Consider the following 15,038-nt stretch of genomic DNA (forward strand, 5'->3'; position numbering starts at 1 on the left):
TGCTGTGAAGAGAACTCCCAAATAACAGTTTTTTACTTTTTTGAAAAATAAAGAGATTCGATATAATGAGCGTTATTTTGTTTTGAAACGAAGAATGATATAATAGCAGGCAATAGAGCGTAGAAGCCCGGATTTGTGAAAGAAATACTCGAAATTAAAGGAAGAGAAAGGGAGGAGGGCAGGAGGAAAAAGCAGAAAAGTGGCAAAGACAAGTGAACATTCTGTGCGTATTTTGTTCAACAAAATTTGAAAAATTGAGTAAAAATGACTCGTTTTTTTCGCTGATATTGGGGAAAATTGAGCAAAATATGGAAAAAAAGGAAAATCAGGACAGCTATTTGTTAATTAAGAATCTGAACGTTCTCGAAACTTTCTGTTATATTATAATCCGGGGCTTATTAACGGGATAGAAGTAAAGTTAAAATTCTGTCAAGAGCACCTGTGTTTTCAAAAAACATATACATTTTAAGGAAGTGACGGTTTTTTCATGAACGAACAACAAATAAAAAAGCAGCTGGGAGTGACAGCAGAGGAAAAATCACAGTTGAGGACGATATTTCAGCAGGCAAAAGGAAAAGGAGCAGCCGTTATGGATGCAGGACTGTTTCTGAAAGACCGTCAGCTGATTACCGCAAGAGCTTATGGAGATGAGGAGCCGATTCCTCTGCATCGCCATAATTATATTGAGATGGTGTACGCAATCCATGGAAGTGTCATTCATCGGATCGATGGAGAAGAACTGACGATGCATGAGGGTGATCTCCTCATGATGAATCAGTATGTGGAGCATGAAGTAGAACTGGGAAAACCGGGGGATCTGGCGCTGTTTCTTATTGTGCGCCCGGAATTCTTTGATATTCCATTCCAGATGCTTCAGGAACCGAGTGAGATCCGCAATTTCATGGTGAATTTCCTCAGAAAGAACAATCCATCTGGGCAGTACCTTCTGTTCCAGAAGCGGGGACAGACGGATATTCGCAATCTGATGGACAATCTGATCGTCACGACGTATCGGGATGACGGAAATGACAGCATCATCAGCCAGTATACGATGGGATTGATTTTCCTTCATATTCTGGGAAACTCCGGAAATTTGATTCAGAATTCCTCACAGAATCATAAAGATGTGATTGTGAAAGAAACTTTAAAATACATTGATACACAGTATAAGAATGCGAGTTTGAGTCAGGTTGCAGAGGACTTCCATCAGTCGCTGTCCGGACTCAGCAAGATCATCAAGCAGGGAACTGGATGTACGTTTCAGGAGCTTTTGATGCGCAAGCGGTTTCAGAAGGCGACGAAATATCTTGTGGAGACAGATCTTCAGGTTGAAGAAGTCGCAGTGAGCGTCGGATATGAGAATGTCAGCTATTTTTACCGACAGTTTAAGAAACGTTACGGAATGACTCCACGTCAGTACCGGGTAGTTCACAGCCAGGGCTTTGGAAATCGGAAGAATGAGACGTTTTACTAGGAATTTATGTAGAACATTTACATTTAATAAATGTGCTTGATTGTTTGATAAAATGTGCGATCGTATGATGATGATACGTTATATGATATGATCGAAAAAAGGCGAGCGAAAGAGAGATAACAGACTCTTTCGTTCGCCTTTTTTATTTGCTTTATCACTTTAAAGAAGCACTTGATAAAAGCTTCGTTCGCTTTGCAAGAACACTTACAGGAAGCTGATGCACACCGGGCTTCCGGTCGCGAGAATCTGAGGAGTCGGAATCAACTGACCGGTCACGGAATCAAAGTGGAAGCGGATGATCGTATCGCTGTCCTCGTTTGCAACGTAGCAGTCGCCGTCTGGAGCGAAGCAGAAGAAACGCGGAGTTTTTCCGAGACACGGGGCAAATCCGACCGTCTTTAAGTATCCGGTGAGCGGATCGATGTGGTAGATTGCCATCAGATCGCTGTAACGGCTCGAAGTCAGAACATACTGACCGGACGGATCGATCATAACCTCGCTTGCATCGGAGTATCCGGTGACGGTCTCCGGAACGGTTGAGAGCTCCTGAAGTGCAGTCATTTTTCCGGTCTCTGAATTAAACTGGAAGTACAGAACCTTGTTACCCTTCTCCTCGACCATGTATACCCAGCGGTTGTTCGGGTGAACGGCACAGTGGCGCGGCTCATCCCAGGTGCGGGCGAGGAAGCGATCGCTCTCCGTGAAAGAACCGTCCTCCGGATGGTATTTTAAGGCGCGCATCTGACCGTAGCCGTTGATTCGACCCTGGGCGCATGAGAACAGCCAGGTCTTTGTCTGATCCCAGATACACTGATGAACTGTGGAAACCTTTCCCTCCTCTTTGCCCTCAAATGTGAAGGTTGCGACAACCTCGCCGAGAGAGCCGTCCTCGTTTCGGTCGATCGTGTAGAGCGTTCCGCCCTGAAGAGTGGCAACGATCACACGACGGTTTTCCTTATCCATCGTTACATCAACCGGATTTTTTCCGCCGATGTCGATCGTGTTTAAATGAACGAGCGTTCCGTCCTCCTGAATGCGGTAGCTGGAGACTTTCGTGAGATCTCCGTGAACGCTGTATAAGTATTTCTTTTCTGCATCGATACACTGATAACTCGGATTTTCTTCGGTGAAAAGGCACTGCTTTTCCGTCCAGGAGCCGTCTGCTCCGATCTCATAAACCATCAGACCGCGTCCGCGGGCATTTCTGGCCTTTGTGGTGCGACATCCAACATATGCATATTTCATAGTAAAATCCTCCTTGTGTGAAATTTATATCTTTTTTGTAAGTGCTGTAAGAGCGGTGCTTCTGATGTCTGTATTATAAAATGAGAAAAAATATATGTAAAATTTGTTTTTTTATATGGGGTCATAAACAAAAAAACGGAGGGTATGAAGATAAAAACAAAGAAATTGTGAGTTTTGCATAAAAACAAAAATGAAATTTTAGATAGAATGACGGGTGACAAAATGAAAATTGTGAAAAATCAGACGAAAAAGGAAAGAAAAGGCAAAAGATCAATGAGTGCAGATGCCATAATGCTATATAAATAACTGTATTTTACGAGAAAAATACAATTTGATACAATAAGGGTGTCAAGAAAATTCATTCAGCTGAACGAGACAAAATAAAAAGGAACACACAAAAATAAAACGAAACAAAAAGGAAAATAAAAAGGAATATACAAGAATACACAAAAAAGAACACATAAAAGCAGAAATACATAAAACAAGAAGTGGAGGGTTATCGTTTTATGAGCATGGAAGTTGTGTCGCTGGTTGCGCTCGTCGTAGCAATTTTGATGGGATTTTTCCTTAAAGTAAATGTTGGAATTATTTCGATTGCATTTGCGTATCTGATTGGACTGATATATGGGGTTCCAGCCGGAAAGATCATCGGTGGATTCAGTTCCTCAATGGCAATCACGATGATCGGCGTAATGTATCTGTTCGGAATTATCACAAAAAATGGAACGCTGGAAGTTTTGGCAAGAAAGATTACGGGTCTTGCGGGAAACCGTCGCTTTCTTCTCTATATCGCCATGTTTGTGATCGGTGGACTGCTCTCCGGTGTTGGACCGGGGGCGATCCCGACGCTCGCGATTGTTCCGGTCCTTGCGATTCCGGTAGCCTTGAAGGCGGGCATGAATCCGATTCTTCTTTCCCTGATCGGTCAGATGGGAGCACAGAGTTTTCGTATGTCCCCGATCACTCCGGAGGCAGTTGTAGTCTCAGAGCTGATGGTGGAGCAGGGACTTGACGGCAATACGATTCCGGCAATGTGGTGTCTGTTTGTGACAGAGATCGCAATGATTCTCGCTTCCTTTGTATTCTTCAAAGGATGGAAATTCAGTGAGCCGACGGAAACGATGAACGCGGAGGAAACGCCGAAGTTTTCTGTAAAACAGCTGATCTCCCTTGTTGCACTGATTGCGATGATCGTGAGTGTTGTTGCGTTTGGATGTAACGTTGGTCTTGCGAGCTTTGTCGCAGGAACGATTCTTGTGATCTTAAAATGCGGAGAGGATGGTACAGCGATCAAATCGATGCCGTGGAACACGATTCTCCTTGTGCTCGGTGTCGGTGTGCTGATGAACGTTGTGAAGCTGGCAGGAGGCGTGGATCTGTTGGCATCTCTGATTGCATCGTTTGCGACAAATCGGACAGCATCCCCGCTCATGTGCCTGGTTTCCGGCTTCATGTCCTTCCTCGCGTCCGGTCTTGGTGTCGTCTTCCCGACCCTGATTCCGACGGTGGGAAGTGTCGCTCAGGGCTTAAACGGAGTGAATCCGGTGGAGCTGATGAGCAGTGTTGTGATCGGTGGAACCGTGACAGGATTTTCCCCGATCTCCACAGCAGGCGCACTGATCCTTGCGGGTGTGGCTCAGTTTGAGGGATTTGGAGAGAAATACTCCCAGAACAGAATGTTTGTGGAACTGTTTGTCGTTGCGATCCTTGCAATGGTAATCAGCACCGCGTTTGCGGGACTTGGAGTCTACTCGCTGATCTGCGGTTGATTCTTGGGTCATGGATTTGATTCATAAATTGGAAAAATAAAAAATGGAGTGAATCATCAATATAAGATCAATATAAGATTGTAGAAAGGCAGTTTTTGTCTGTGAATCATGCAGACAGAAACTGCTTTTTTGTGCTATAATGAAAGGAGCGCAATGGAAAAGTCAGCGCCTGCGTTTAGCAGGCAGATGCGTGCGTCAACACGAGTTTGCGGTTGTGTGATGGGATAAGTAGTGTTGACAAGGAGGAAACGTCAGAGAAGGGAATGGGGGTTTACATGGAGAAATTAAAAAATCTTTTGATGGTGTTTGCGGGAAATCTGATTGTCGCGTTTGCGACGGCGGCATTTTTGGAGAGTACGGGATTGATTACGGGGGGAACGACAGGTGTCGGAAAGGTCGTGCATGTCTTTACCTCATTGCCCGTCTCCGCAACGTATGCGGTCGTGAATGGAGTCTGCTTTTTGCTTGGACTCTGGATTTTGGGAAAGGAATTTGCGGTGACGACGCTGTTGTCGACGGTGATTTTTCCGCCAATGTTGCGCGTCTTGGAGCTTGTGTTTGATGGAAAAGCATTGACCGATGATCTTGTGCTCTGCGCGGTGTTTGCGGGGATTTTGTATGGAATCGGCATCGGACTTGTGATGCGGGCCCATGCTTCGACGGGCGGTCTTGATATTCCACCATTGATTGTCAACCGGATTTTTGGGGTTCCGGTCGGCACAGCGATGATGGGAATCAGCATTCTTGTTGTGGGACTTCAGATTCCGTTTTCCAACATCAATCAGATCTTATACGGCATGATTCAGATTATGGTGATGTCCGTGATTCTGGATAAGGTTCTGATGACGGGAAGTACACAGGTCAAGCTCTGGATCATCAGCCCGAAATACCGGCAGATTCAAAAGACTCTGCTCGGAAACGACGTGGGCGTGACGCTGTTTCCGATTGAGACCGGATACACCGGACAGAACCAGAAGGCAATTCTGTGCGCGATCTCTCCGCGTCGTCTGCCAAAGATCAAGCGCCTGATTCGCGAACTCGACCCGGAAGGCTTTGTACTTGTGGATTCGACGGAGGAGGTACTTGGAAAGGGATTTTCCCTGCCACGATAATTATTCAGTATAGAACCATTATTCATTAATACATGAGGATTTTTGACAAAATGCTCGCTTTTCTGCTATACTGACAGGCAGAGAGGGGGCATTTTTTCATATGGATTTCAAACAATTTCAATATGTGTTGAAAGTGGCGGAATGTCGAAATATCACGAAGGCAGCGGAACAGCTCTTTGTGTCCCAGCCGGCACTCAGCAGTTTCCTCGCAAAGACGGAGGAGGAACTGGGGGCAAAGATCTTTGACCGGAGCACAAATCCGCTCTCCCTGACGCAGGCGGGGGAGTGCTATGTGAAGACGGCAAAGCGGATTTTGGCGCTTCAGGAAAATCTGAAGAAGGATGTGGAAGATTTAAATACCTGTCGGGGAGGTGTGATTAAGATTGGACTTTCTGACATGAGAGCGACGGTTCTGCTTCCGTTTGTTCTGCCGGAGTTTAAACGACTTTATCCAAATATTAAGATTCAGACGTTGGAATCGCGCAGTGTGGGTGTGGAGGAAAATGTGCGCAGTGGGGCAGCGGATCTCGGACTGATCCCGCTCTATTATATGAGCGATGAGTTTTCGACTCAGGTGCTCTACGATGAGGAACTTCTTCTCGTATCCGGTCAGGAACTTCCGTGCCACCGCGGGGAACTGCGCTCATGGGTGGAGATTGAGGAACTGAATGATAAGGATTTTATTTTTCTTCCATCCCATACGAGAATCCGTCGCGCGATCGAGGCTGTTTTTTTGGAGCATGGCGTGCGTCCGAGAAGCATCATGGATTCCTCAAATCATATGACACTCTATCTGATTGCGAGCACCGGAATGGCGATGACGATCGTGCCCGAGGCGATTGTCCGCATGATGAATCCGGTTCGGCTTCCACATGTTTACTCGCTCGGAAAAGCGGGATTTCACTGGAACATCGGCGCAATCTGGAGAAAAGATATGGAGCTTAGCAGTGCACAGCAACTCCTTGTGCGTCTGCTGAAAAATCATTATTAATTGGGTGGGAGAGCAAAAAGACAGAGCAAACCGGAGCAGATCAAAGCAAATAAAAACCTTTACAAAGAACAAAAAACCTCTTATAATACGGATGAACTGAAATCAAATAGGCGTGACAGTGCCGAAAGGCCTGACAGGGAAGCTGTCCCAAATCATTTGGCAAACAGCGCAGCCCCCGCTACTGTACTGGAGGACGAAGTCTTTTACCACACGTTGGAGAAAAGTCACTGGCAGAAAGATAAAAGATAAAAACTGCCGGGAAGACGAAGACGGAGGAGGATTCCAAGCCAGGAGACCTGCTGTCATGTGGGATTATCCGCTTTCGGAGGGAAGGTTGGATATGAGACGCTGGAGAAAGGGACAGCGTCTTTTTGATGAGTATTCTTCTCCCCATGCTATGATGTGCGCTTAGAGTCGCCATTTGCACCTGAAATGTTTTGAGGATCAGGGTCAAGGCGATAAAGAGGGCACTTTTTTTGTTTCAGATTTTATTTCAGCGAAAAATGTGTCAAAGCACTATCTTTTTGTCAGTTCAACGATCATCGCTCATGTTTGCGTTTTGTATTTCCATAAGGGAAGCGCGGACATGATGCAGAAGAAAAAGAGGAGAAAAACATGAAAAAGAAACAGGTAGTTGTACAGGCAATGGCGCTTTTTCTCGGAATGGCGTTAGCAACCGGATGTGCCCCGAAGAGCGCAGATGCGACAAGTGCTCAGGAGACCACAGCAGAATCATCTGTGGCAAAGGAGAGCGAGGCATCTGAGGCATCTGCAGATCAGAGCGAGGCAGAGAGCAAGGATCAGGCGGATGCAGATTACGGCACGGTTGAGATTCAGAACGGAGATCGGACAGTTACTTTCACAAAGATGCCGGAGAAGGTACTGTGTGCAAACCTCTATGCCGCTGAGAACATGGTGATGCTTGGACTTGGAGACCGGGTTGTCGGAAGAAATGTATCGACGAGCGCGGCAGATAAACCGCTTCCGGAGCTTGAGGCACAGTTTGAGAAGATTCCGCAGATCGAGAAATCCAACGAGAATGCAGTTGCACTCGGAACCGATCTTGTGATCGGACAGATCAGCGCATTCAAGGATGGCTCCTGGGGAAGCTACGAGCAGTTTGAAAATGAGGGAATCAACTGTCTGACGATCACGGGAACGATCGTAGAAGATGAGACGGTTGAGGATGTATATACGGATATTCGCAACCTCGGAAAGATCTTTAAGGTTGAGGACAAGGCAGAGGAGCTCGTGACAGAGATTCAGGATCAGATTGCAGAGGTTGAGACGGCGGTGAAGGACGTTCCGGAGGATACGAAAGTGAAGGCTTTCGTGCTGGATACCTTCAAGGGAAATGAGATCTACACGACGTCGAAGGGTCTTGAGAGCAACCTGATTGAACTTGCTGGTGGAATCAACTGCACCCGCAACATGGCGGATTCCCGCTGGTTCAACACGAGTGTGGAGACTCTTGTGGAAACAAATCCGGATGTGATCATCATCAACGATTACGGCACTCAGACTGTGGAGGAGAAGCTCGATTTCTTAAAGAGCAATCCGGCTCTGTCTGAGGTTCCGGCAGTAAAAAATGAGAATTACCTGATTATTCCGCTGGTAGAAGTGATGCAGGATGTGCGTGCGGCAAGTGCGTGCAAGAAGTTTGCACAGCACTTCTACCCGGAATGTTTCGAGTAAACGGGAAGCAGGGAAAGAGCGGGAGAGAGTTCCTGCTCTTTCTTCTGCTTCTGGCAGGACTTCTCGTCTCGATGGTTGCGACGGTGAGCATCGGTTCGACGGGGATTTCGTTTTCTGAGACGGCGGGAATCATTGCCGATAAGATTTTTGGCGGGGGAGAGAAACTTGCGCAGGGAGTTTACTCCGTCCCACATTTTCAGATCATCTGGAATATTCGTCTGCCGAGAGTGATCTTTGCGGTGGTCTGTGGAGCGGGGCTGGCTGTCTGCGGATCTGCGATGCAGGCGATCGTGCTGAATCCGATTGCAGACCCGTACATTCTAGGTATTTCGTCCGGAGCTTCCGCGGGAGCGGCATGGGCACTTCTGATGCCGTTCCCATTTTTTGTGGGACAGTACCAGACAACCGTGGCTGCATTCCTCGGAGCACTTCTCTCCGCGGGAGTGGTTTATCTGATGGCAAAGAGCGCAGGTGGTGGAAAACTTCAGCCGGTAACGCTTCTCTTATCGGGTACGGCAGTCAATGCGGTGATGAGTGCGGTGACAAGTTTCCTGATTTTCCTTGCGAAGAGTCCGGAGAGCATCGCTTCGGTCTACAACTGGCAGATGGGAAGCATTGCGGCCGCACAGTGGAAAAGCCTTGCGCTTCCGACGGTGTGCGTGATTGCGGGAAGTGTGATCTGTACGATAGTCGGACGGCAGTTTAACATGATGATGATGGGCGATGAGGATGCGATGGCAATGGGAATGAGGGTGCGTCTGTTTAGAAATGCCGTCTTTATTCTCTGCTCGATCATGGTCGCATCGCTTGTCTCCGTGACGGGTATCATTGGGTTTGTGGGACTTGTCGTGCCCCACACGGTGCGTTTCCTTGCCGGGACGAGTGATAACCGGATTGTACTGCCATTTTCTGCTCTCTTTGGAGGAATCTACCTTGCGTGGGCGGATGCGCTTGCGAGAGGTGGTTTTGGAGTCGCGGAACTCCCACTCGGAATTATCACAGCCTTTGTCGGGGCACCGTTTTTCCTGTTTCTGATGATTCGCAGTGGATATGGTGGACATTAAAGATTGCGAAAAGTAAGATAGGTAAGGTAGTAAGGCTAGGAAAGGATTTTACTTAAATTATGAAAATTCAATATCAGGATATCCATGTCCGGCTTGGCGGGAAAGAGATCTTAAGGGGAGTCGATCTGGAAAATCGGGAGGACTGTCTGACTGGAATCATCGGACCGAACGGATGTGGAAAATCAACCCTGATTAAGACAACATTTGGGATCACAACACCATCCCAGGGAGAGATTCTCGTGGACGGAAAACCGGTTTCTTCTTACAAGCCGAGGCAGTTGGCATCGATGATCGGCTATGTCGGTCAGGATATGGCGAGTGTCTTTGATTTTACGGTGCAGGAAGTCGTCGCAATGGGACTGTATGCGCGTGCGGATCATTCTCGCCCGGATAGAGAGGTCATGGAGCAGGCGATGGAGGAACTTGGAATCTTACACTTGAGGGATCGCAGTATCCTCTCGCTGTCCGGAGGAGAGCGGAAGATGGCGTTCATTGCGCGCGCGGTCGTGCAGGGCGCGGACACGTTGATTTTGGACGAGCCGACGAACCATCTGGACATCCGTCATCAGCTCTTTCTTCTCGACTATCTGAAGGCGTGCAAGAAGACCGTTCTGATCGTGATTCATGATTTGCGTCTGGCAACGCACTATTGCGATTATATATTTCTGATGAATGAGGGAAAGGTGATTGCTCAGGGAACGCCGATCGAGGCGCTGAGCCGTCCGAGAGTCAAGCAGGTCTTTGATATCGAGGGGGAGGCGTACCAGAGTGAAAACGGGGAAAAGGACTTCGCCATGTTCTTATAACTTAGAGTGGATGTCCCCCTCTGCATTATAAGAACCGTGGGGGTGCAAAGCGCCAGTGGCGCTTGTTATGCACCGACCGCAGTGGAACGGAGAAGAGCAGTGATTCTGATGGGAGGATGTCAGCAAAGCTGACCGGAATCACGCGCCAAGTCTCCGCGAGCGTCGACTTGAATGTTATACATTTTGTGGAAGGTGCAAAAAAACTTTTTCAAAAAAAATCAAACTTTGTGCACACTTTTTTGAGGGCTCATGCTATTATAATAGACGTAACCCCCCAATACAAAATATAGTTTTTTGCAACACCCCATAAGAAACGAAATACCTTCTCCTTAAAACAGCCGGTCCCCCAACCGGCTGTTTTTCTGCATTCATCAAGCAATTCTCTCAATATGGAAACTTATAGGGTGACATTTAGGTGCAAGAGTTGGATATCTGAAATTAGGAGCTTTTTCAAAATTGCAAAAAATTTAAAAGAATTGATTTCGCGAATGATCAGCTGATGATTTGGCACATTTAAGGATATGCTTGATGATGTTGTCATCGGATACAACGGTCAGGAAATCAATAGGTTATAATTATCATCTTCGAATAATTCCATGTATGCCATATTTAGTATAGTTTCCGGTATTATAGTTTTCAATAAAATCTCGATCATCTTCCCACTTTTTAATGGCTTTTTCAAATCTGGATTGATAGTTTCTTTGACTAATGAAAAAATCAAGATAACTGATTAAATCACTGCGAGTAAGAATATTATTATCAACTAGCAGGGCTAATATTTTCTTCCGGTGTATAGAAGAGAGACCTTCAATTTGAGAAACATTGTAGCCGTACTGCATAAGAATGGATTCCTGAGCCAAGCGCATTCCATTTTTTAAAGTAGCACCGCTTAAGTATGTCTTTTCATCACTTGTTCGGCATATCGGAGTTCCCTTCATTTTTAACTTCTGGTATGTGCTCTCCATGATGAAAAAGATGTTACAGTTTGGACAGTAGCCTGCGGAAATAGTTTCATGCTGAACTAGTCCTTTTTGGTCTATGATGTCAATTTTGGCATCAATATTTTGCAGATGGTGTTTTTTATGCATGCACTTAAAGGTTGTCCGCCGTACAATAAAGTCTGTAACTCCAATAACTGTTGTGTGTTTAAATACTTCTTCATTTTTTAAATTCGCGGTATGGTTGGAATTTACCGAAAGTATATTTTTCGCCTGGGGCTTAAGTTTAATTTTCTGTTGAATTTGCGTATCTCTTTTTTGGGTTTCCTTCTCTTTCCTATTTTCAAGCAAATTTACGAGTTCTTTATTCTTTTGACGGTTATAAGATTGATGTTGAATTGATACGATATCATTTGTAAGGTTATTTGCAAACTTGGTATCTGCGTTATATTGATGCTGTATCTGTGCTAAATAATTTATCTCGGCATCCTTTTTTCTCATGTGTTCACGTTCTGCCTTACAAGTCGTAAGATGGTACGAATTTAATACGCACCAATTGTGTTTATATTTTAAATAGGTGTCATAGTTGAGATAATAAATTCCACAATGTCGACAAAAGCCAACTGTGTAAGAATCACCGAATTTGGTATCTATTATGTTTGTCTCTACAAGATTAATTTTGCATTGAGTGCATTTTGATTTTTCAGATAGATATACGCAACAATTTAAACTGTTCGTGGCAGGTGTTTTTTTAACACTATTAATTTGTGTATATTTTGGTGCTATGTCGTTTATTCGTTTTAGTCTGCATTTTTCCCCGTCCGATGTAATATTTATGTACTCGTTCTTGTTTGTGACTAATTTATAGGTGTCTTTGATCGTATTTTCATTGATATACTCTTTCCGACATAATGGGCATTTATATGTAGGTAGTTGACGCAAACCAATATATCCGTTTAGATAAAGCGGTTGCATGTCTGAAACGCAGTGCAATAAGCCTTTTGTTTTTGAGTTTTTTCTGCTTGAATGATAAAATAGTGTCACTTTTAAATTCTCTCTATTCTTTAGATTTTATCCTCGCTTAATTTGTTACTATGACATCATTATACATCACCAGTTAATTGGTGTCATGTGTATTTCGTTTTATTTTTTTATTCATTTTCTATAATACTATTGGATACAAAGCAAAGTAAAAGGAGATGCATTTTTATGGGAATGAAAAAAATCATTACCATGAGTGTTGTAGGTCTTTTAAAGTTTTAAAATATTTTTAAAATATTAAAAAAAGGTATTGAACCTACAATGTTGTAGGGTATAAGATTTAATTATCAAAAGAACAAAGCACAGAGAGAGGGTGAGTAAAATGTATAAGGTAAAACAAATATCAAAAATGTCAGGAATCCCAGTAACAACACTTCAGTTCTGGGATGACAAAAAATATTTTTCACCATCTGGAAAACGGGATAAAGGAGATGTAAGACTTTATACCATGGAGGATCTCCTCAAATTACAATTGATAATTCTTTTCAGGGAATTGCATGTACCAATTAAAGAAATATCAGAAGAGATAAATTCAGAGACCTTTGATTTCAATGATCTTTTGAATCAACAAATAGATTCGTTGGAGCAGAAAATTCTTCGTATGAAAAAGTTGGTTCTTTATGCAAAATTTCTGAAAGAAGTTGGTTCGTTTGCAACCCTTATATTTATGAATAAAAAAGATTCTAATCTGTTTGATTATTTTTGTAATGTTATTGATGAATATGGGTTAGTAAAAGAGGAAAATAAAATGGAAATTAGGATTCCACAAAATATAGAAGAATTACTATCAAAAATGAATAATTTATCACAAGATGATTCTTCATATTTAGATAAATTTTCTGCTTTGTTTGATGAGCTGATAGAAGTTGTGAAAGAAGATTTTTTCCCAGAAATAGAAATACATAATGGTGGGATAAAGGTTATGATACAAATAATATTATTGGGAGAAGGAAAATTAAGTAAACTCATAAATGACAAATATGAAAATATATATCCATATCTTATGGAATTTTGTAATCTTGATAATGTAAAAATGACAGCAAAAATTTATATAAAACTGTTTGAGATTGCAGATCTAAGCAAATTTCCAGTTCAATCGGAAAATGTCCAAGAAAGAGTAAGAGATTTTATATTGTGGTTTCAAAATATAACATTGGAATATATAGGTCCAATACCAATTGAAACGATAGAAACTAAAGATAAGGTGATAGAAATATTTAAGGACTTATTTGATATGTATTTAATGGGATTGGAAGATGTAGAAGAAAATGGTCAGATCAAGGCAAGTAATTTTGAAGATGTTAATTTTGCAATTGCACTATTTAAACCTTTAGCAGAAAGAAACAACATGATAGATGTAAAATTTATTCAGAAGGCAATTGACTATTATTTTTTACATAATAAAATGCCTTTAATATATAAATATGACATATAAATAACAAAAGCTAAGGAGGAAACGAAGATGAGTAGAGTAAGCGTAGATCTGAAGACGATTGGTGGAGTAGCAGTTGGCGGTATGCTGGTAGGTGGCATTGCTGGAGCAAAGAAAGGTTGCCATATGGGAATTGTTTATGGAGGAAAAAATGGTGCAAAAGGCACTGTATTGATGGGTGCACTGGGAGCATGCGGTGGATTTATCGTAGGTGCTGTGGCGGGCGGTGCGACAACTGTAAAAAGGGCGTTTATTTAATACAAAGGAGGACAAGGGTTATGAATTGGAAAAAGATTGTAGTGAGTTTACTGGTTAACAAGGCTATTGATATTATTTTCAAGAGTCGAAATATCTAATGTCTGTGGGACCTGGTAGCGTGGGTGTTGCCAGGTCTTTTTTATATGATAGCATTGGTCCTATGAAATAAAAAATGCTCCAAAATGGTGCAAAGTACCAGTAGCATTACTATGTATCGACCGAAATGGAAGATAGGAACATAAATGCGCCAAGGCACAAAAAACTCCCACATCTGAGGCATTGATTTTGCTGTTATTTTCAGTGCCTTATAATGTGGGATTTTTGAAATTATGACATTCTTCGGAACAGTCCAACCACTTTTCCGAGAATCTGAACATCTGAGACGATGATCGGTTCCATCGCGTCGTTCTCCGGTTGCAGGCGATAGTGACCGTTCTCGCGATAGAAGCGCTTGACTGTCGCGGAGTCGTCGAGCAGTGCGACAACGATGTCCCCGTTCTCGGCAGTATTCATCTGCTGAACGATGACCTGATCGCCATTGAAAATACCGGCATTGATCATGCTCTCGCCCTTGACGCGCAGAATGAAGACCTCTCCGCCTGCCGGAAGGTACTCGGACGGAATCGGAAAATACTCCTCGATATTCTGCTCAGCGAGAATCGGCTGTCCGGCAGCGACGGTTCCAATGATCGGAACCTGAACCGCTTCACGGCGCTGGGTGGAGAACTGATTGTCAAGAACCTCGATTGCGCGCGGTTTTGTAGGGTCACGTCTGATGTATCCGTTTCGCTCAAGCGTCTCTAAGTGAGAGTGAACGGAAGAGGTTGATTTCAAATGAACGGCTTCGCAGATTTCGCGAACTGCTGGTGGATATCCTTTTTTGAGAATGCACGTCTTGATATAATCAAGGATTTCTTGTTGTTTCTGAGAGATTTTTTTTCTGGCCATCTGTCCGCCCTCCTGTTTTGCCTGCATATTCTGGCAGGATATTTATGTTTTTTCTGAAAATTTATTTTCAAATGTTTCTGACACTCCAACGGCTAAAGCTCGTTGGGTTCTCATATACATGAACTTCCAAATATGCTCGAAAGTATATAAGACTGATTCATTTCCATGAGACTTTCATTATCAATCATTCTAATGAATGAATTAACGATAACATACGGCTCGTGTCAAAACCGTTTTTTCTACTTTTTAAATGCCCATACTACTC

General features: G+C 43.7%; 12 protein-coding genes and 1 riboswitch. Of the genes, 9 read left to right on the forward strand and 3 right to left on the reverse strand.

Annotated elements, in window-relative coordinates:
• The first annotated feature begins 487 nt into the window (after positions 1-487).
• Entirely contained in the window at positions 488-1,474 is a 987-nt protein-coding gene (locus ACR0QT_RS12445; protein ID WP_432631040.1) for an AraC family transcriptional regulator, read from the forward strand.
• Positions 1,475-1,678: 204 nt separating this feature from the next.
• Here the strand turns inward: ACR0QT_RS12445 and ACR0QT_RS12450 are convergent, their stop codons facing one another.
• Positions 1,679-2,719 (reverse strand): lactonase family protein, encoded by a 1,041-nt coding sequence (locus ACR0QT_RS12450; protein ID WP_432631041.1) that lies wholly within the window; start codon positions 2,717-2,719, stop codon positions 1,679-1,681.
• A gap of 506 nt (positions 2,720-3,225) precedes the next feature.
• On the opposite strand from ACR0QT_RS12450, the gene ACR0QT_RS12455 reads away from it, so the two are divergent.
• The 6 genes from ACR0QT_RS12455 to ACR0QT_RS12480 all read left to right on the forward strand — a co-directional run bounded on the left by ACR0QT_RS12455 (position 3,226) and on the right by ACR0QT_RS12480 (position 10,156).
• Complete coding sequence (locus ACR0QT_RS12455) at positions 3,226-4,488, forward strand: SLC13 family permease (protein WP_432631042.1); 1,263 nt, start codon at positions 3,226-3,228, stop codon at positions 4,486-4,488.
• 275 nt (positions 4,489-4,763) lie between these two features.
• Positions 4,764-5,600, forward strand: a complete 837-nt coding sequence (locus ACR0QT_RS12460) for a YitT family protein (protein WP_432631043.1) — start codon at positions 4,764-4,766, stop codon at positions 5,598-5,600.
• Positions 5,601-5,700: 100 nt separating this feature from the next.
• The gene (locus ACR0QT_RS12465; RefSeq protein ID WP_432631044.1) at positions 5,701-6,591 is read left to right on the forward strand and encodes a LysR family transcriptional regulator; all 891 of its coding nucleotides are present in this window, start codon (positions 5,701-5,703) and stop codon (positions 6,589-6,591) included.
• Positions 6,592-6,690: 99 nt separating this feature from the next.
• Positions 6,691-6,909, forward strand: a riboswitch (cobalamin riboswitch).
• A gap of 297 nt (positions 6,910-7,206) precedes the next feature.
• On the forward strand, positions 7,207-8,286 hold the full coding sequence (locus ACR0QT_RS12470; RefSeq protein ID WP_432631045.1) for an ABC transporter substrate-binding protein: 1,080 nt from the start codon (positions 7,207-7,209) through the stop codon (positions 8,284-8,286).
• Positions 8,274-9,350, forward strand: coding sequence for a FecCD family ABC transporter permease (locus tag ACR0QT_RS12475; protein WP_432631046.1), 1,077 nt, complete (start codon positions 8,274-8,276; stop codon positions 9,348-9,350). Before ACR0QT_RS12470 ends, ACR0QT_RS12475 begins: the two co-directional genes overlap by 13 nt.
• A 59-nt stretch (positions 9,351-9,409) precedes the next feature.
• The gene (locus ACR0QT_RS12480; RefSeq protein WP_432631047.1) at positions 9,410-10,156 is read left to right on the forward strand and encodes an ABC transporter ATP-binding protein; all 747 of its coding nucleotides are present in this window, start codon (positions 9,410-9,412) and stop codon (positions 10,154-10,156) included.
• 578 nt (positions 10,157-10,734) lie between these two features.
• Here the strand turns inward: ACR0QT_RS12480 and ACR0QT_RS12485 are convergent.
• Positions 10,735-11,595 (reverse strand): hypothetical protein, encoded by an 861-nt coding sequence (locus tag ACR0QT_RS12485; RefSeq protein ID WP_432631048.1) that lies wholly within the window; start codon positions 11,593-11,595, stop codon positions 10,735-10,737.
• 862 nt (positions 11,596-12,457) lie between these two features.
• Here ACR0QT_RS12485 and ACR0QT_RS12490 point away from each other — a divergent pair.
• The gene (locus tag ACR0QT_RS12490) at positions 12,458-13,570 is read left to right on the forward strand and encodes a MerR family transcriptional regulator (protein ID WP_432631049.1); all 1,113 of its coding nucleotides are present in this window, start codon (positions 12,458-12,460) and stop codon (positions 13,568-13,570) included.
• A gap of 27 nt (positions 13,571-13,597) precedes the next feature.
• On the forward strand, positions 13,598-13,825 hold the full coding sequence (locus ACR0QT_RS12495) for a hypothetical protein (RefSeq protein ID WP_432631050.1): 228 nt from the start codon (positions 13,598-13,600) through the stop codon (positions 13,823-13,825).
• Between the two features lie 327 nt (positions 13,826-14,152).
• Here ACR0QT_RS12495 and lexA read toward each other — a convergent pair whose 3' ends face one another.
• A complete protein-coding gene (lexA, locus tag ACR0QT_RS12500) occupies positions 14,153-14,773 on the reverse strand; it encodes a transcriptional repressor LexA (RefSeq protein WP_432631051.1) in 621 nt (206 codons plus the stop codon).
• Positions 14,774-15,038 lie beyond the last annotated feature (265 nt).

The organism is Brotaphodocola sp. (assembly GCF_050873365.1).
GTDB lineage: Bacteria > Bacillota > Clostridia > Lachnospirales > Lachnospiraceae > Brotaphodocola.

What these genes read in the sequence shown, in the direction of transcription:
- ACR0QT_RS12445 (WP_432631040.1), top strand. Translation starts at nt 488, where the DNA reads ATGAACGAACAACAAATAAAAAAGCAGCTGGGAGTGACAGCAGAGGAA.
- ACR0QT_RS12450 (WP_432631041.1), bottom strand. Translation starts at nt 2,719, where the DNA reads ATGAAATATGCATATGTTGGATGTCGCACCACAAAGGCCAGAAATGCC.
- ACR0QT_RS12455 (WP_432631042.1), top strand. Translation starts at nt 3,226, where the DNA reads ATGAGCATGGAAGTTGTGTCGCTGGTTGCGCTCGTCGTAGCAATTTTG.
- ACR0QT_RS12460 (WP_432631043.1), top strand. Translation starts at nt 4,764, where the DNA reads ATGGAGAAATTAAAAAATCTTTTGATGGTGTTTGCGGGAAATCTGATT.
- ACR0QT_RS12465 (WP_432631044.1), top strand. Translation starts at nt 5,701, where the DNA reads ATGGATTTCAAACAATTTCAATATGTGTTGAAAGTGGCGGAATGTCGA.
- ACR0QT_RS12470 (WP_432631045.1), top strand. Translation starts at nt 7,207, where the DNA reads ATGAAAAAGAAACAGGTAGTTGTACAGGCAATGGCGCTTTTTCTCGGA.
- ACR0QT_RS12475 (WP_432631046.1), top strand. Translation starts at nt 8,274, where the DNA reads ATGTTTCGAGTAAACGGGAAGCAGGGAAAGAGCGGGAGAGAGTTCCTG.
- ACR0QT_RS12480 (WP_432631047.1), top strand. Translation starts at nt 9,410, where the DNA reads ATGAAAATTCAATATCAGGATATCCATGTCCGGCTTGGCGGGAAAGAG.
- ACR0QT_RS12485 (WP_432631048.1), bottom strand. Translation starts at nt 11,595, where the DNA reads ATGAGAAAAAAGGATGCCGAGATAAATTATTTAGCACAGATACAGCAT.
- ACR0QT_RS12490 (WP_432631049.1), top strand. Translation starts at nt 12,458, where the DNA reads ATGTATAAGGTAAAACAAATATCAAAAATGTCAGGAATCCCAGTAACA.
- ACR0QT_RS12495 (WP_432631050.1), top strand. Translation starts at nt 13,598, where the DNA reads ATGAGTAGAGTAAGCGTAGATCTGAAGACGATTGGTGGAGTAGCAGTT.
- lexA (WP_432631051.1), bottom strand. Translation starts at nt 14,773, where the DNA reads ATGGCCAGAAAAAAAATCTCTCAGAAACAACAAGAAATCCTTGATTAT.